13 protein-coding genes are annotated in these 16448 nt (G+C 73.2%); 6 read left to right on the forward strand and 7 right to left on the reverse strand.

Annotated elements, in window-relative coordinates; all coding sequences use genetic code 11:
- Window positions 1-15 precede the first annotated feature (15 nt).
- The 3 genes from ACF09E_RS09530 to ACF09E_RS09540 are packed head-to-tail and all read left to right on the forward strand — an operon-like array spanning window position 16 to window position 2928.
- Complete coding sequence (locus ACF09E_RS09530) at window positions 16-951, forward strand: YndJ family protein (protein ID WP_392205003.1); 936 nt, start codon at window positions 16-18, stop codon at window positions 949-951.
- On the forward strand, window positions 948-1499 hold the full coding sequence (locus tag ACF09E_RS09535; RefSeq protein ID WP_392204623.1) for a DUF1990 family protein: 552 nt from the start codon (window positions 948-950) through the stop codon (window positions 1497-1499). Before ACF09E_RS09530 ends, ACF09E_RS09535 begins: the two co-directional genes overlap by 4 nt.
- A 22-nt stretch (window positions 1500-1521) precedes the next feature.
- Window positions 1522-2928 carry a lipase maturation factor family protein gene (locus ACF09E_RS09540; protein WP_392204624.1) on the forward strand — a complete coding sequence of 469 codons (1407 nt, stop codon included), beginning with the start codon at window positions 1522-1524 and terminating at the stop codon, window positions 2926-2928.
- 91 nt (window positions 2929-3019) lie between these two features.
- Here ACF09E_RS09540 and ACF09E_RS09545 read toward each other — a convergent pair whose 3' ends face one another.
- The 3 genes from ACF09E_RS09545 to ACF09E_RS09555 form a co-directional block, all read right to left on the reverse strand.
- A complete protein-coding gene (locus tag ACF09E_RS09545) occupies window positions 3020-3190 on the reverse strand; it encodes a hypothetical protein (RefSeq protein WP_361861679.1) in 171 nt (56 codons plus the stop codon).
- A gap of 292 nt (window positions 3191-3482) precedes the next feature.
- Window positions 3483-4967 carry an SDR family NAD(P)-dependent oxidoreductase gene (locus ACF09E_RS09550; protein ID WP_392204625.1) on the reverse strand — a complete coding sequence of 495 codons (1485 nt, stop codon included), beginning with the start codon at window positions 4965-4967 and terminating at the stop codon, window positions 3483-3485.
- 88 nt (window positions 4968-5055) lie between these two features.
- The gene (locus ACF09E_RS09555; RefSeq protein ID WP_392204626.1) at window positions 5056-5769 is read right to left on the reverse strand and encodes a (2Fe-2S)-binding protein; all 714 of its coding nucleotides are present in this window, start codon (window positions 5767-5769) and stop codon (window positions 5056-5058) included.
- Window positions 5770-6026: 257 nt separating this feature from the next.
- Here ACF09E_RS09555 and ACF09E_RS09560 point away from each other — a divergent pair, with 257 nt between their 5' ends.
- On the forward strand, window positions 6027-7031 hold the full coding sequence (locus tag ACF09E_RS09560; RefSeq protein WP_392204627.1) for a DMT family transporter: 1005 nt from the start codon (window positions 6027-6029) through the stop codon (window positions 7029-7031).
- Here the strand turns inward: ACF09E_RS09560 and ACF09E_RS09565 are convergent.
- The 4 genes from ACF09E_RS09565 to panD form a co-directional block, all read right to left on the reverse strand.
- The gene (locus ACF09E_RS09565) at window positions 6912-8303 is read right to left on the reverse strand and encodes a transglycosylase family protein (protein WP_392204628.1); all 1392 of its coding nucleotides are present in this window, start codon (window positions 8301-8303) and stop codon (window positions 6912-6914) included. The genes ACF09E_RS09560 and ACF09E_RS09565 overlap by 120 nt on opposite strands.
- Before the next feature lie 365 nt (window positions 8304-8668).
- Window positions 8669-9349 (reverse strand): arylsulfatase, encoded by a 681-nt coding sequence (locus ACF09E_RS09570; protein ID WP_392204629.1) that lies wholly within the window; start codon window positions 9347-9349, stop codon window positions 8669-8671.
- Window positions 9346-9690 carry a GNAT family N-acetyltransferase gene (locus tag ACF09E_RS09575; RefSeq protein ID WP_392204630.1) on the reverse strand — a complete coding sequence of 115 codons (345 nt, stop codon included), beginning with the start codon at window positions 9688-9690 and terminating at the stop codon, window positions 9346-9348. The genes ACF09E_RS09570 and ACF09E_RS09575 overlap by 4 nt, the downstream gene beginning before the upstream one ends.
- 29 nt (window positions 9691-9719) lie before the next feature.
- Window positions 9720-10163 (reverse strand): aspartate 1-decarboxylase, encoded by a 444-nt coding sequence (gene panD, locus ACF09E_RS09580; RefSeq protein ID WP_392204631.1) that lies wholly within the window; start codon window positions 10161-10163, stop codon window positions 9720-9722.
- Between the two features lie 391 nt (window positions 10164-10554).
- Here panD and ACF09E_RS09585 point away from each other — a divergent pair, with 391 nt between their 5' ends.
- Both ACF09E_RS09585 and ACF09E_RS09590 read left to right on the forward strand, forming a co-directional pair.
- Entirely contained in the window at window positions 10555-15285 is a 4731-nt protein-coding gene (locus ACF09E_RS09585; RefSeq protein ID WP_392204632.1) for a DUF6531 domain-containing protein, read from the forward strand.
- Between the two features lie 8 nt (window positions 15286-15293).
- A complete protein-coding gene (locus ACF09E_RS09590; RefSeq protein ID WP_392204633.1) occupies window positions 15294-16298 on the forward strand; it encodes a hypothetical protein in 1005 nt (334 codons plus the stop codon).
- Window positions 16299-16448: the final 150 nt, after the last annotated feature.

The raw sequence follows: 16448 nt of genomic DNA on the forward strand, positions 1-16448 counted from the left end.
TGAGCAATGACCGCACTGTCGGTCCTGGTGGGCACGGTCGTCACGATCGGCATGCTCTGGGTGGTCCCGACGGGACTCGCGCTCCTCGACGGCCCGCGGCCGCCCGGGCTCGACGCGCTCCGCCGCGCCTGGCCCCTGCTGGCCGCGCCCGGCGTGCTCGCCCTGTGGCTGCCACGCTCCGGACCCGCGACCGCGCTCGCCGCCGTCTACGCCCTCGCCACCCTCGCCCTCGCCCTCCAGGCCCCGGCCCGGCTGGTCCTGACCCGCTCCCTCGCACCGGGCGAGATCGCCGTCCTCACCGCCTTGGTGGCCCCCTCGGTGGCCGGCTTCGCCCTGGTCGCGGAGCGGGCCTCGTACCCGCTCTTCGGCTTCGACCTGGACATCCTGGCGCTGACCGTCCCGCACTTCCACTTCGCCGGGTTCGCCGCCGCGCTCGTCGCCGGTCTCCTCTGCCGCGCCTCCGACGGCCCCACCGCCCGCTTCGCCGCCCTGAGCGTCCCCGCGGGCACCCTGCTCGTGCTGCTCGGCTACTTCGTCGACGACTGGGCCGAGCTGCTCGGCGCGGTCGTCCTGACGGCCGGCATGACGGCGGTCGCGGTCCTCACCCTGCGCGAGCGCCGCGCCTGGGCCGCGGACCGCTTCACCCGGGGACTCCTCGCCGTCTCGGCCCTGGTCCTCTTCGCCACCATGCTGCTCGCGCTGAGCTGGGCCCTGGGCGAGGCGACCGGCCTTCCGCACCTCGACCTCACCTGGACCGCCGCGACGCACGGCCTGGGCAACGCCCTGGGCTTCGCCGTCTGCGCCCTGCTCGCCCACCGCCGCCTCCGCCGGGACCCGCAGGAACCGGCGCACCCCCCGGCCCGCACCGCCGCCACGACCACCGCCGTCCCCACCACCGCCACGACCACCGCCGTCCCCACCGCCCGCCCGCGAACGGAGTCCCCGGCATGACCCGCCTCATGAGCAGCCTGTCCCGGCCCCACCGCCCCCGCCCGACCCTCAGCTACCGCGAGGTCGCCGCCACCCGCACCCCGTCCGCCCTCCCCGAGGGCTACCACCACCTGCGGTACAGCACGGTCGTCGGCCACGGCCGGGCCGCCTTCGAGACCGCCGGAGCCGCCGTCACCACCTGGCGGATGCACCGCGCCACCGGGGCCCGGCTCCTCGCCGACGCCGAGCGGGCCGCGCCCGGCGTGGCCGTCGACATCTCGGCCGGACTCGGCCCGCTCCGGATCGGCGCGGGCTGCTCGGTGGTCTGGACGGCCTACGAGGACCGGCGCATCGGCTTCGCCTACGGAACCCTCACCGGACATCCCGAGTGCGGCGAGGAGTCCTTCATGGTCCACCTGGAGCCCGACGGCACGGTCCGCTTCGCCGTCACCGCCTTCAGCCGCCCCGCCGTCTGGTACACCCGGCTCGGCGGCCCCGTGGTGCCCCTCCTCCAGCGGGCGTACGCGCGCCGGCTGGGCGCGATCCTCCGGCGTCTCGTCAGGACCTGACCCCGGGCCGATACTGGAGGGGATGGAGTGGTTCACCGCGCCCGACCACTGGCTGAGCCGGATCCTCTTCCAGCGGGGCCTCGCCGGGCTGTACTGCGTGGCGTTCCTGTCGGCTGCCCTGCAGTTCCGGGCGCTGATCGGGGAGCGCGGCATGCTCCCCGTACCGGAGTACGTGCGCGGGACCCGGCCGCGGCACACGCCCTCGCTCTTCCACTGGCGCTACTCCGACCGGCTGTTCGCGGCAGTGGCCTGGTCGGGCGCGGCCCTGGCCCTCGCCCTCCTCGCCGGCGCCGGGGACGCAGTGCCGCTGCCCGTGTCGATGCTGATGTGGCTGGTGCTGTGGGGGCTGTACCTGTCGATCGTGAACGTGGGCCAGACCTGGTACTCCTTCGGCTGGGAGTCCCTGCTGCTGGAGGCCGGGTTCCTCGCCGTCCTCCTCGGCAACGACGACACCGAGCCGCCGGTCCTCGTGCTCTTCCTGCTGCGCTGGCTGCTCTTCCGGGTCGAGTTCGGCGCCGGGCTGATCAAGATCCGCGGCGACGCGTGCTGGCGCGATCTGACCTGCCTCTACCACCACCACGAGACCCAGCCCATGCCCGGACCGCTGAGCTGGTTCTTCCACCACCTGCCCCGGCCGCTGCACCGGGCGGAGGCGGCGGCCAACCACGTCGTCCAGCTCCTCGTCCCGTTCCTGCTGTTCGCTCCCCAGCCGGTGGCCACCGTCGCGGCCGGACTGATGATCGCGACCCAGCTGTGGCTGGTGCTGTCCGGCAACTTCGCCTGGCTCAACTGGCTCACCATCGTGCTCGCCCTGTCCGTCGTGGACGCCTCCCCCGTCACCGGCACCCACCCGCGGCCCGACCCACCGCTCTGGTACGTGGTCCTGGTCGTGGCCGCCACCCTGTTCGTCCTGGTCCGGAGCTACCGACCGGTCCGCAACCTGCTCTCCCGCAACCAGGCGATGAACCGCTCCTACGACCCGTACCACCTGGTCAACAGCTACGGCGCCTTCGGCACCGTCGGACGGACCAGGGACGAGATCGTGGTCGAGGGCACCGCCGACCCGGCGCCGCACGCGGGCACGGAGTGGCGGGAGTACGCGTTCAAGGGCAAGCCCGGCGATCCGCGGCGGCTGCCCGGCCAGTTCGCCCCCTACCACCTGCGGCTCGACTGGCTGATGTGGTTCGCGGCCCTCAGCCCGGGATACGCGCGGGACTGGTTCGGCCCGTTCGTCGAGCGGCTGCTCGACGGCGACCGGGACACCCTGCGGCTGCTCGCCCGCACCCCCTTCCCCGACGCCCCGCCGGTCTACGTCCGCGCCCGGCTCTACCGGTACCGCTACACGACCTGGCGCGAGCTCCGGGCGACCGGCGCCTGGTGGCACCGGACGCTGGTCCGCGAGTACCTGCCGCCGACCCGGCTGCGGTGAGCACCGGGGAGAGCCGAGGCCGGGGCCGCGCGTGCCGGTGCCCCCGGTCGCCGCGCGCGGCGACCGGGGGCACCCGGTGAAGCGGGGGGGATCAGTCGATGCCGGGCAGGATGTGGGGCTCGGCGAGGTCGTCCTCGTACCCCGCGAGACGGATCGGGGCCGCATGGGCCCACACGTCGAGGCTTCCCAGCTCGCCGTTCCTGCGGGGCCGTTCCTTGGGTTCGGACGGCCGCGGTTCCTGCTTCGTCAGTTCTGGTGTCACCGCGCACTCCTTCGTGTCGCGCTACCTGTGGGACAGATGCCGCTCGGTCGCGGTGGCGCCGTTCGTCGGGCGGGACCGAGGCCCCGGTGAAAGGCCTGTCCCTGGAAGGCCGTGAGGACGGTGTGTCTCCTCGGTGGCCGACCGTGAACCTCAGACTAACCAAATGAGCGCACATGCGCTCTACCGGGCTGCCACGTGTGACGCGAACGGGTGAAACGAGCCGAAAGAGCGCCCCACCTGGCCGGTGGGGCGCTCTTGTCAGGACAGGGGGAGACCGCCACGCGGCCGGCTCCTACCAGTTCGCGGGGGCGTAGTCCTTGAGGAAGCAGCCGTAGAGGTCGACGCCGTCCTCGCCCCGCACGATCGGGTCGTAGACGCGGGCCGCGCCGTCGACCAGGTCGAGCGGGGCGTGGAAGCCGGCCTCGGCCAGGCGCAGCTTGTCGAAGTGCGGACGCTCGTCGGTGATCCAGCCGGTGTCGACCGAGGTCATGAGGATGCCGTCGGTCTTGAACATCTCCTCGCCGCTGGTCCGCGTCACCATGTTCATCGCGGCCTTCGCCGCGTTGGTGTTCGGGTGTCCGGCGCCCTTGTAGCCGCGGCTGAAGACGCCCTCCATCGCGGAGACGTTCACGACGTACGAGCGGCCGCTCGCCGCCTTCTTCGCCGCCTCGGCCATCACCGGACGCAGCTTGCTGATCAGGATGAACGGCGCCGTGTAGTTGCACAGCTGGGTCTCGAGGAGCTCGACCGGGGAGATCTGCTCGATGCTCTGCACCCAGGTGTTGGACTCGACGACGTCCGGCACGAGGCCGCCCGCGTCGATGGCGGTGCCGTCGAGGTGCTTGGCGATGGTCGCGTTGCCCGCGACCAGCGCGAGGTCGGCGACCTGCTGGGCCTCCAGGTCGCGCACGCCGACGGGGAGCTCGGACGAGCCGACGAGCTCACCGACCGCACCGGAGTTGAAGGCTCCGATGACGTGGTGGGCGGGCAGCTCGCCGGCCGGCAGCCCGGCGTTCTCCCCCTCGACCAGGGCGGCGTACGCGGAGGGCAGCCGGCGCACCGTCTGGGTCGCGTTGTTGATGAGGATGTCCAGCGGCCCGGCCTCGGTCATCCGGTCGGCGAGGGCCACGGCCTGGGCCGGGTCGCGCAGGTCGATGCCGACGACCTCCAGCCGGTGCATCCAGTCCGCGGAGTCCTCCATCGCCTTGAAGCGGCGGATGGCGTCCTTGGGGAAGCGGGTGGTGATGGTGGTGTGCGCGCCGTCGCGGAGGAGCCGCAGCGCGATGTACATGCCGATCTTCGCCCGGCCGCCGGTGAGGAGCGCGCGCTTGCCGGTGAGATCGGCGCGGGCCTCCCGCTTGGCCCGGTTCTCGGCGGCGCACTTCTGGCAGAGCTGGTGGTAGAAGTAGTCGACCTCGACGAACCGCGTCTTGCAGACGTAGCAGGAGCGCGGGCGCTGGAGTATCCCGGCGATCCGGCCCTGCTCGGTGACCGAGGTGGGCAGGATGCCCTCGGTCTCGTCGTCGATGCGCTGAGCGGATCCGGTGGCCGTGGCCTCGGTGACCGCCTTGTCGTTGGCCGTCTTGAACGCCCGGCGCTCCTGGCGGCGGCGCTGCTTCACGGTCCGGTAGATCCCGGCGGTGGCGCGCCGGACGCGGATGGCGTCCGGGTGGTCGACGTCCAGCTGGTCGAGCTCGTCGAGGACGCTCAGGCAGACGGCCAGGCGCTCGGGGTCGATACCCGGCCCGTGGTCCTGGTCTTCTTCGGTCACCGTCATGGCCTTCGGGTTCCTCGTTCGCTCGTTCGTCACCGTGGGTGGGGCGCCGCCGTCCGGGGGTCCTCACGAGACGGCGACCCCCGCAACTTTACGGAGCCTCGGGCCGCCCCTCCAAACCCGTTCCGGGGGCGTGGTCGAAGACACAGTCGCCGCAGAGTCCCCCGGCGGGGCAGCGGTAGTAGAGGCAGCAGCTGGCACGGCGCAGCCGGGGGCCGGGGACCGTCCCGGCGAGGTCGGGGTGGGCGAGGAGTCCCGAGACGAGGCCGGCGGCCCGTGCGGCGGCGTCCGGGCGGCCGTGGGCGTGGGCCCAGCGGGTCAGCTCGCGCAGGGCGCCGGCCAGGGCTGAGCCGGCGTTGCCCCACAGCAGGCGCCGGGAGATGCGCCCGTCGCGGCGCAGTGCCGCGTGGAGGGGCACCAGGTGCGCCTCCTGGACGGCCGCGCGGAGCGCCTCGACGGTCGCGGGGCGGGTGTCGGAGCCCGCCCACCAGAGGTCGTCGGGCGAGGTGAGGGCCCCGTCCCAGTACAGCTCGGCGGGGTCGAGGGCGGGGAAGCGGCCGTGCAGGGCGGCGGGCCCGAGGGCGGTCGACCAGAGCCGGGCGGCGAGCCCGAGGTGGGCGACGGACGCCCCGACGCGCCGCTCGGGGGCCCCGAGGCGGGCGGCGACGCGGTCCACGCGCGCGTGGAGCGGTCCGTCGTCGCCCGCGTAGAGGCGCGCGAGCGGCAGGTGCGCCCCGCCGTTCTCCGGCGCGCTGGTGCGCAGGGCGAAGAAGCCGCCCACGGACGCGCTCTCGACGAGATCCACCCGAGCTCCCCCTGATTCCGGTCCCGGTCGTGCGCCGGAGTGTCGCCGGGCGGGTTCTCCGACCCGGTTTCCGACCACCGTATCCGGCGTACGAGGGTCCCCGACAGGGCGCGGAAAAGTCGCTTTGCACCCCTTCTGACCTGCACGGGTATACATCTCCGGGCGTACGTGGGGGCGAACTACTGCGTGGGGTGTACCCGGGAAGACGTCCCCTGGTACGACGACGCGATCGGCCGGGAAGAGAGATCGTGGAAGGTATGAGTCCCCTCCTGCTGTCCGTTCTCCTGGCCCTGGTCTCGGCGGTCGCCTACGCGGCCGCGGCGATCGTGCAGGAGCGGGTCGCCGCCTCCGCCGCGGGCCCGCGCTACGCGCCGCTGCGCAGCCCGGCCTGGTGGGGGTCCGTCCTGCTCAACGGCGTCGGGGCGGCCCTGCACGTCGCCGCCCTCGCGTACGGGCCGCTCAGCCTGGTCCAGCCGCTGGGCGCCCTGACCATCGTGTTCGCGCTGCCCATGGCGGCGCTCTTCGTCGGCCGCAGGGCCGGCTCCCGCGCCTGGCGCGGTGCCGTGATGGCCACGGCGGGCCTGGCCGGGCTGCTCAGCCTGACGAGCGGCGCCGAGGCGCGGGCCCTGTCCGACGGCGACCGGTGGCTGCTGGCGGGCTGCACGTTCGGCGTGGTGGCCGCGCTGTTCGCCGCCGCGCACCTGATCGGCAGGTCCGTGCTGCGCAGCGTCGTCCTGGCCGCCGCCGCGGGCGTCTCGTTCGGCATCGCCTCCGTCTTCACCAAGTCGGTGGCGGAGGAGTGGACGTCCTCGGCCCCGCTCGCCGAGTGGACCGCGCTGCTGGTCCTCTCGGCGCTCGCCGTGACCGGTCTGCTGCTGTCCCAGGCCTCGTACCGGGGCGCGGGGCTCGCGGCCCCGCTGGCCACCGTCACGGTGGTCAACCCGGTGGTGGCGGCGGCCGTGGGCCTGACCCTGTTCGGCGAGAGCTTCCGTTACGGCGCGGCGGGCACCGTCGCCGCGCTGATCAGCGGCGCGGTGGCCGCGGGCGGCCTGATCCAGCTCACGCTCGACCGGATGTCGCCGGCCGGTCCCCTCCCGGCGTCGGGTCCGGGAGGTGGTCCGGGCTCAGGACCAGGCGCGGGGTCAGAGGGAGACCCCGCGCGCCCTGAGGTAGGCCAGGGGGTCGATGTCGGAGCCGTACCCGGGTCCCGTCCGTACCTCGAAGTGCAGGTGCGGTCCCGAACTGTTGCCGGTCGAGCCTGAACGGCCGATGCGCTGGCCGGCGGTGACCCGCTGGCCCTCGCGGACGGCGAGCGCGGAGAGGTGGGCGTACTGGCTGTAGCGGCCGTCGTCGTGCCGGAGCACGATCTGGTAGCCGTACGCGCCGCCCCACCCGGCGGAGACGATCCGTCCGCCGGCGACGGCCTTCACGGAGGTCCCGGTGGGCACGGGGAAGTCGACGCCGGTGTGGTAGCCGCTGGACCAGGAGGATCCGGGCTTGCCGTAGCGGGTGCCGATGCCGGCGGAGACGGGGGCGCTGTAACGGCGCTCCTCCGTGGCGGGCGGGCGCGGCTTGGTCGCGGGCCGGGTGGCGGGCTTCGTGCTGGGCTTCGCCGCGGGTTTCGCGGCCGGTTTGGCCACCTGCTTGACCGGGGGTTTCGCGGCGGGCCGGGTCGTCTGCGCGGGCTTGGGGGCGGGCTTGGCCGTCGGCTTCGCCGTGGGCCGCTCCGCGACCGGGCGGGGGCTCGGCCTGGCGCTCGGCTGGGTGACGGGCCGGGGCGTGGTGGTCGGTCCGGAGGCCTTGGGCGGCGGTGTCTTCGCCGCCGGCGTCCTCGTCGGGGGCTTCTTCGGGGCGGCGATGCGCAGGGTCAGGCGCTGGCCGGGGTGGATGAGGTCGGGGTCGTCGCCGACGACGGGCCGGTTCGTGTCGTACAGGCGCTTCCAGCCGCCCGGGACCCGTTCCTCGCGGGCGATCTTCGACAGGGAGTCGCCCGGGGTCACCGTGTACATCTCGCGGACGGTGGGGACGGCGGTCGGGCCGACGTTCCTGGCCGGCCGCTCGGACAGGGCGCGCTGTCCGGGCAGGCCGGCGGCGACGGGCGCGTTCCCGCCCCGGGACGCCTTCGCGGTGGCGGGGGCGGCGTCCGGGGCGTCCCCGCCGCGGGCGAGCCCGGAGCTCGGTCCGCAGGACGGCCACGCCCCGGGGCCCTGGCCCTTGAGGACCCGCTCGGCGACGGCGATCTGCTGGTCCTTGGAGGCGAGGTCGGCGCGCGGCGCGTAGTGCGTGCCGCCGTAGGCCTCCCAGGTGGACTGGCTGAACTGCAGACCGCCGAAGTAGCCGTTGCCCGTGTTGATGTGCCAGGTGGAGGTCGACTCGCAGGCCGCGACCTTCTCCCAGACGTCGAGCGAGGCGGCGTGGGCGGTGCCCGCGCCGATGAGGGGCAGCGCCATTCCGGCGCCTCCCACGGTGACGGTCAGCGAGGCACGGTTGATCCGGCTCGGCTGGTGGCGGCGGTGACGTCCGCGTACGGCCATGGGCCCCCCTTGAACACTGCGACAGCCGTCCAAGTTAGGGCGTGCGCACGCTCCGTGACAAGCGATTCGCCGAACCCCAAGGCCCTTATGTCACCTTCCCGTTGACGCGGGAGCCGTCAGGCGGGGCCGGGCTGGGGTTGCGGCTCGGGTTCCGGGACGGGTCCGCCGGGCTGCGGAGCCGGGCTCGGATCGGGGGTCGGCGGGGCCGGGACCGGGTTCGGTGGGGGGACCGGCGGCGGGATGGGCGAGGGGGGCAGCGGATCGGGGGTCGGGTGGGTCATCACGGACCTCTCGGTCGACGGGTTCGTCCCTCCCCAGGGTGACCCGGCGGGCGGCGGGGCGCCCGCCGGGTCCCGTCCTTCGGGTCAGTCCGCCGCCGGTCCGACCGCCTCGGCGGGGTGCCGCGCGGCGACCGCCCGGGCGGCCGCGGCGAGCCCGAGGCGGGGACTCGCCAGCACCGGGCGGGAGGTGGTCGTCCGGTCGACGGCGTCGGCCATCGAGGCCTGCGCCAGCACGACGACGCCGTCCGACGGGGGCGCGCCGTCCACGGCGGCCGCGACGGCGTCGAGGTAGCCGTCCCGGTCCCCCGCCTCGAACAGCTCCCAGGCCCCGTCGACGACGACGGTGCCGATGAGCGAGGGCTCGGGGCCCGACTCCTCCGCGATGAGGGCGACGGTGGGTTCGAAGGTGGAGCGCAGGGCGGCCACGACGACGATCCGGCGGTGCCGGGCGGCTTCGGCGGCCATCGGCCGGTCGACCCGGAGCACCGGGACGCCCGCGGCGGCCGCCTGCCGCTCGGCGACCCCGCCGATGGTGGAGCAGGTGCAGAGCACGGCGTCGGCTCCGTCCGCGACGAGCGCCGAGAGGGCCGCCGCCACCTCCCCGGCCACCGCCTCGGGGCCTTCCGCCCGGGCGCGGGCGAGCAGGCCCTCGTCGACGCGGTGCCGCAGGCCGAGCCCGGGGTGGTGCCGGTCGCGGAGCCCGTCGAAGACCGGGACGTGGACCGGTGAGGTGTGCAGCAGCCCGAGGGTTCCCGTCCCGGTCACCACAGCTCCGGGCTGCCCTCGAGCCGGGCCTTCGCCGCGGCGACCAGCGCGGGCGGGGCGGGCGGCGCCTCGTCGGGATGACGCTCGGCCCAGGCGGCGGCGTAGGAGCAGAGCGGGACGACGGGAACGCCCTCCGCGGCGGCCGTCGCGTAGAGAGCGCGGACGAGCGACCCGGCGACGCCCTTGCCCTCGTGGCCGTCCTCGACGGCCGTGTGGACGGCGACGAGGGCGTGGGGCTCGCCGGTCAGCACGAAGTAGACGACGACACCGACGTAGGCGCCGTCCTCGAACGCCTCCAGGCGCCCCTTCGCGCGGTCGTCACGGATCTGCGGCTCTGCCATGCGGGGGGGCGCTCCTCGACGTGGTGCGGTCAGCCGGTCACGGACACCGGCGCGGACGCGGGCACGGCGTGCGGGCCGCGGACGGTGTCGCTGCCGGGGACGGGCGCGGAGGCGTCGGTCCCCAGCTCCACGATGCGGTTGCCGGCGTCGACGTGCACGACGCGCGGCACGAACGCGCGGGCCTCGGCGTCCTCGACCTGTGCGTAGCTGATGAGGATCACGAGGTCGCCGGGGTGCACCAGATGGGCGGCGGCCCCGTTGATCCCGATGACGCCGGAGCCGCGCTCGCCCTCGATGACGTAGGTCTCCAGGCGGGCGCCGTTGTCGATGTCGACTATGTGCACGAGCTCACCGGGCAGGAGGTCGGCGGCCTCCATCAGCTCGGCGTCGACGGTGACGGACCCGACGTAGTGCAGGTCGGCCTGGGTCACGGTGGCCCGGTGGATCTTGGACTTGAACAGAGTGCGCAGCACGGTGGACTCCTCTGAGACGGCTCCCTGCCTGCTTTGTGCAGGTCAAGGGCGGCCCCGAGCCTACACCGACACCTCCGGACGACGTTTGTGAGGAACATCGCTCCGGCAGACGAGACGGCTTCCCCCCTGGGCCTTCCCTTCACTCGGGCGTCACCGGAGAACCGTCCCCGACCCGGCCCGGCCGAAGTCGGTTCGGCAACCCGGGCGGCCTGCCTGGGTGGCGGGTACCCATGGCCGCCCCTGAGGCGCTGAGCCCGCGAGAAGCGGAGCATCTCGGTGACCCGAGCGGCAGACCAGCGGCCCCCGCACGGCCGAGCCGATGACAGGTCGGTCAATCAGCATGGTAGGACTGTCTGTTTGACCGACCATCATCTGACGGGGGAACGGATTCATGGCTGTCACGGTGCCGGACTGGGCGGACACGCTGCTCGACCTGGTGGGAGTGAACTGGCCCAACGTCGACGAGGACGCCTACCGGGAAATGGCGGACGCCCTGCGGGAGTTCGCCGACGACCTCGCCGACGACGGGCAGCTCGCCAACAACCACATGGAGCGCCTGCTGTCGTCGGGCCACGGCGAGGCCATGGACGCTCTGAACGAGCACTGGTCCAAGGTCAAGGGCAAACACCTCAAGGACCTCGTCTCGGCGGGCCGCACGATCGCCGGCGCCCTCGACATGGCGGCGGACGCGATCGAGGCCATGAAGTGGAAGGCGGTCGCGGAGCTCGGCATTCTGGCCGGTCAGACCGGCCTGGCCATGGCCCTGATCCCGGTGACCGGTGGCCTGTCCGCGCTGCTCGGCGCCGGAGCGATCGCGTTCACGAAGAAGCAGCTGCTGAAGCTCATCACGGGGGCCATGGAGGAGGCGGTAGGCCACATCGTCTCGGTGATGACGGAGCCGGCGGTGGCGGCGCTGGAGGACATGGCCGCCGACCTGGTCGTCCAGGTCGGCATGGACGCCCTGGGCGTCCAGAACGGTGTGAACCTCGACCAGACGAAACAGGCCGGCAAGGACGGCTTCGACGAGGGTGTGCAGGGCGCGAAGGAGGGCCTGAACCTCGCCTCCGCCGGAAGCGGCGGTGGCGGCGGCAAGGGCAAGGGCTTCCACATCGAGCACGACGAACACGACAGCGCCGGCACGAGGCTGAACGGCGTGAGCGCCGGGATCCACGGCAAGACCACCGGAAAGCTGACCAAGGCCAAAACGGCCCAGGGCCGCAACAAGGGGCGCGACAACATCGCCGACGCCCTGGACCCCGTCATCGAGAAGGCCATGGGCGCCCTGGTGAAGTCCGCCAAGACCATGGGCGACCACGTCGGCGAGACGCTGCCGAAAGCCGTCAGGCGCATATCCACCGACCACAAGAGCAACGACGACGCCACCCGCGATCGCCTCGCCCGTCAGCGCAAGGGCGACCACGACGGCACGGGGAACGGACGCGGTCCCTCGCGCTCCGACGGTGAGCGCCGCACCCGCCCCGAACCGCTGCGGAACGCCAAGGACGATCCCCGCCGCAACGGCATCCCGCTGGACAAGAAGACCTGCAAGAACGACCCGGTCGACGTGGCGACCGGTGTCATGACGCTGCCGCAGACGGATCTGACGCTTCCTGGCACCCTGCCCCTCGTCCTGGAGCGCACCCACCTCTCCGCCTACCGCCACGGGCAGTGGTTCGGTCGCAGCTGGGCCTCCACCCTCGACGAACGCATCGAACCCGACCCCGTCGGCGGCGGCGCCGTCTGGGCGCGGGCGGACGGCTCCCTGCTGGTCTATCCGCGCCTCCCCCGGCCGGACGGCGAGGACGTCCTGCCCGTCGAGGGCCCCCGCGTCCCGCTGGCCCACGGCGGCACGCACGAGGATCTGACCACGTACACGGTCACGGAGCCCGACACCGGCCTCACCCGCTCCTTCACCGGCAGCCCGTACCGGACGTCGACGGCGTACTGGCTGAGCGAGCTGACCGACCGCAACGACAACTCCGTGACGTTCTCCCGCCGTTCGGACGGCGCCCCGATCGCCGTCTCGCACAGCGGCGGTTACCGGGTCCGGGTCACGGCCGAGGACGACCGGGTCGTCTCCCTCGCGATGGACACGCCACAGGGGCCGGTGGACGTCATGTCCTACGGGTACGACGTCTCGGGGAACCTCGACGCCGTCGTCAACTCCTCGGGGCTGCCGCTGCGCTTCACCTACGACCACTCCGACCGCGTGACGTCCTGGACCGATCGCAACGGCTCGACGTTCCGCTACGTGTACGACGGCGACGGACGGGTCGTCGAGACCGTCGGCCCCGACGGCTGCCTCTCCTCCACCTTCGCCTACGACATCGAACGACGCACCACCCACTACACCGACTCCACGGGCGCCACCACGGTCTACATGATCAACGAGCGCCTCCAGACAGTCGCCGAAACCGACCCGCTGGGCAACACGGTCAGCCAGGACTGGGACCGGTACGACCGCCTCCTGAGCCGCACCGACACCCACGGCAGGACAGCGACCTGGACCTGGGACGAGGAGGGGCACCTCACCGCCGTGACGACGCCGGGCGGCGCGGTGACCACGGCCGAGTACGGCGACCTCGGCATGCCGGTCGCCACGACCGCGCCGAACGGCGCTCGCTGGACGAGGACGTACGACGAGCGTGGCAACCAGCTGGCGCTGGTGGGCCCGGACGGCGCGACGGTGCACTTCACCTACGACGAGAACGGCGCCCTGCTCTCCATCACCGACATCGACGGCCGCACGGAGACGTTCGTACCGGACCGCGCGGGTCTCCCGCTCTCCCGGACGGACGAGGTCGGGAACACCGTCACGTTCACGCGCGACGCCTTCGGCCGCCCCGTCACGGCCGACGCCGGCGGCGCCGTCACCACGCTCGAATGGACCGTCGAGGGCCTGCCGGCGCGGCGGACCGCTCCCGACGGCACCACGCACACCTGGGAGTACGACGGGGAGGGCAACTGCGTGGCCGAGGTCGACGCCACCGGGGGCCGTACCCTCCACGAGTACACCCACTTCGACCTCCCGTCGGCCCGCACCACACCGGACGGCGCACGCCACGAGTTCGGCTACGACACGGAACTCAGGCTCACGGAGGTCCGCAACGCGGCTGGCCACAGCTGGAGTTATGCGCGCGACACCGTCGGCCGCATCGTCTCGGAGACCGACTTCGACGGCCGGACGGTCCGCTACGCCTACGATGCCGCAGGCCGGTGGAGTTCACGGACCAACGTCCTCGGACAGGTCGTCACGCATCGATTCGACGACGACGGCCTGCTGGTCGCCAAGGAGGCGGACGGCACCGTCACCCGGCTCACCTACGACGTGATGGGGCGGATGACCTCGGCCAGGTCGCCGTACTCGACCCTCACCATCGAACGGGACGACCGGGGCCGGGTGACCGCCGAGACGGTCGACGGGCGCACCACGCGCTACCACCACGACGCGCTCGGCCGACGCACCGGCCGGATCACCCCGAGCGGCGTGACGACCACGCTGACCTACGACGCGAACGGGAACCGCTCCGCGCTCGACCTCGGCGGTCACACCCTGACCTTCACCCACGACGCGCTCGGCCGGGAGGTCCGCCGCTCCCTCGGGCCGCCGGACGAGCCACTGACCCTCTCCACCGAGTGGGACGGCTGTGGCCGCATCAGGGAACAGACGCTGGCCGTGCCCGGCCGCCTGGTGCGCTCGCACGCGTACGACTACCGGCCCGACGACCGGGTGCGTTCTCTCACCGACCTCCTCACGGGGCACATCCGCACCTTCGGACGTGACGCGGCGGGGCGCGCGTCGAGGATCGAGTCCCCCGGATGGAGCGAGACGTACGCCTACGACATCGAGGGCAACCAGACCGCCGCCCACTGGCCGGACCGCGCGCCGTACCCCGAGTCCCGGGGCCCTCGTGACATCGAGGGGACGGCCGTCCGCTCCGCCGGGGCGATGAGCTACGTCCACGACGCGGCGGGGCGGGTCGTCGAACGGCGCAGGAAACGGCTCTCCCGCAAGCCCGACGTATGGCGCTACACCTGGGACGCCGAGGACCGGCTCACCTCCTGCACCACGCCCGACGGTGTGCTGTGGACGTATCTCTACGACGCGTTCGGCCGGCGGACGGCGAAGCGGCGGCACGGTCCGGACGGTACGGTCGTCGCGCAGACGGTGTTCACCTGGGACGACGCGCGCCTGGCGGAGCAGACGGACAGCGTCGGCGCCACCACCCTCACCTGGGAACACGACGGTCAGCGGCCGCTGGCCCAGATCGAGCACCGCGCACCCTCCCTGGGCGCCGATGCGGCCCGCGCCGACCAGACCGAGATCGACTCGCGGTTCTTCGCCGTCGTGACCGACCTGATCGGCACGCCCACGGAACTGGTCGACGAGACCGGCCGCATCGCGTGGCGCAGCCGCGCCACGCACTGGGGCGTCACCAGCTGGAACCAGGACGCCGACGCCTACACGCCGCTCCGCTTCCCCGGCCAGTACGCGGACCCGGAGACCGGTCTCCACTACAACTACTTCCGGCACTACGACCCGGAGGCCGGCCGGTACCTCACCCCGGACCCCCTGGGGCTCGATCCCGCCCCGAACCCCGTCGGCTACGTCGCCGACCCGCTCACCGAGGCCGACCCCCTGGGCCTCGCGCCGTGCCTCCAGGCCCTCCAGGACATGGCCACGAAGATCGCGCACGTCTTCCCGGAGGACAAGCGGCGGTACCAGACCGTCGCGGTCATCCACGCGATCACGCCTAAGGGACCCCGGATGTTCGTCGCGGGAACCAGTAAGGTGCCGTTGAACAAGGAGCAGCTGAAACTGGCCAAGGAGATGGGCCTCATCCCGATCCCTGCGGACGAGTACCTGCCCAAACCTCCGCCCAAGGAGCGGGGCGGCCACGCCGAACAGAACATCCTCCACTTCCTCCACAGGAGGCACGAGGCGAGCGGCCGTGAGAGCTGGCTGCCGACGCACGGCGCGGCGTCCCGGCCGGTCTGCTCGGACATCTGCCCGCCGATCATCCGCGCGGCTGCGGGCGAAGGCCGGATCGTACAGTTGTACGAGCCCAGCGGCAACTACCTGAAGTTCTACTGGCCCGACAACTACCTCAAGAAGAAGTAGGAACCAGCATGGAGTACGAAGCCGTTCCAGCCCTGCTCACGGCCACCCAGGAGCTGCCGGGCCTCGGCTCGGCGCTGGGCCGGCTCGACACGTTCCTCGTCAGAGACGGAGCCCACTGGATCGTGGCGCGGGACGGAGCGCGGGTCGAAGCGGGCCGGATCTCGCCGGACACCGGCACGGTCTTCGGCGTCCGGCACAGCCGGCGGCTGCCCGGGGCGGACCGCGTGTACGCCACCCCGGTGCCGGGCGGCGGCCTGGCGGTGAGCGGCAGCGACTCCGTCACCCTCCACGAGGCGGACGGAAGCATCCGCTGGACCTTCCCGCACCCCGCGTGGCCGAGCGGAGCCCATGGCGCCTGCACCCCCGACCCCACCGGCACCGCCCTGCTCGCGGTCGTCCGGCCCGCGCTCGACACCGAGCCGACCGAGGTGCTGCTGAACCTGGACCTCGCCACCGGCGCGGTCCTGGCCACGACGGAGCTCCCGGCACGCTGGGGCACGTACGAGTTCCAGCAGCCGATCGGCCCGGCCGCCGCGCAGGAGGTCTTCCTCAACGCGGCCCAGGGGCAGGAGGAGGCCTACTCTCTGATCGTCACCGCCACGCGGGAGCACGTGGCGTTCGCGCAGGTCGGCGATCACGACGAACCCTTCACGGGCAGCAGCCTCCCTTCCGGCGCCTTCCTGACGCTCGCCGTCGCCGGGGAGGAGCTCACCCGGTACGACTCACCGACCCGCCGCCGGACGACGGCGAAAGCGGCTGCGGTCCTCCCGGAGGAGCTCGTCTTCATGGGGCGGCCGGGCTTCCTCGATGAGGAACGGGTCCTGGTGGCGGTCGGCGAGGACCCCTGGGAGGAGGAGTGCCGTCACGCCGTGCTCGGCGCCGACGACCTGCGCCTCCGGGCCGAGGTCGCGTATCCGCCGGGTGTCGAGGTGACGGACCGCACGCTGCCCCTCGGCGACGGAACCTGGCTCACCTTCGACGGCGACACGGTCCGCCGCTGGCGTACCGGCTGACGCACTGTGGGCGTCCGGACGCCTCTCGGGCGAGCTGTCGGGCCATGTCGCCATCCATCCGATCCAGCCCAGGATGCGCCGCCCGGTCGGATGCCTCGCCGTTCACGGGAGTGGTCGGCTCCGGCCTCCAGGGCCGCCGCCGACCAGCCC

The organism is Streptomyces sp. NPDC014891, assembly GCF_043081085.1.
In the GTDB taxonomy this organism is placed as follows: Bacteria; Actinomycetota; Actinomycetes; order Streptomycetales; family Streptomycetaceae; genus Streptomyces.

Excerpts from the sequence above, each read along its gene's own strand:
- ACF09E_RS09540 (WP_392204624.1), top strand. The coding sequence starts at position 1,522 with ATGGAGTGGTTCACCGCGCCCGACCACTGGCTGAGCCGGATCCTCTTC.
- ACF09E_RS09560 (WP_392204627.1), top strand. The coding sequence starts at position 6,027 with ATGAGTCCCCTCCTGCTGTCCGTTCTCCTGGCCCTGGTCTCGGCGGTC.
- ACF09E_RS09590 (WP_392204633.1), top strand. The coding sequence starts at position 15,294 with ATGGAGTACGAAGCCGTTCCAGCCCTGCTCACGGCCACCCAGGAGCTG.
- ACF09E_RS09575 (WP_392204630.1), bottom strand. The coding sequence starts at position 9,690 with ATGGCAGAGCCGCAGATCCGTGACGACCGCGCGAAGGGGCGCCTGGAG.
- ACF09E_RS09550 (WP_392204625.1), bottom strand. The coding sequence starts at position 4,967 with ATGACGGTGACCGAAGAAGACCAGGACCACGGGCCGGGTATCGACCCC.
- ACF09E_RS09585 (WP_392204632.1), top strand. The coding sequence starts at position 10,555 with ATGGCTGTCACGGTGCCGGACTGGGCGGACACGCTGCTCGACCTGGTG.
- ACF09E_RS09565 (WP_392204628.1), bottom strand. The coding sequence starts at position 8,303 with ATGGCCGTACGCGGACGTCACCGCCGCCACCAGCCGAGCCGGATCAAC.
- ACF09E_RS09535 (WP_392204623.1), top strand. The coding sequence starts at position 948 with ATGACCCGCCTCATGAGCAGCCTGTCCCGGCCCCACCGCCCCCGCCCG.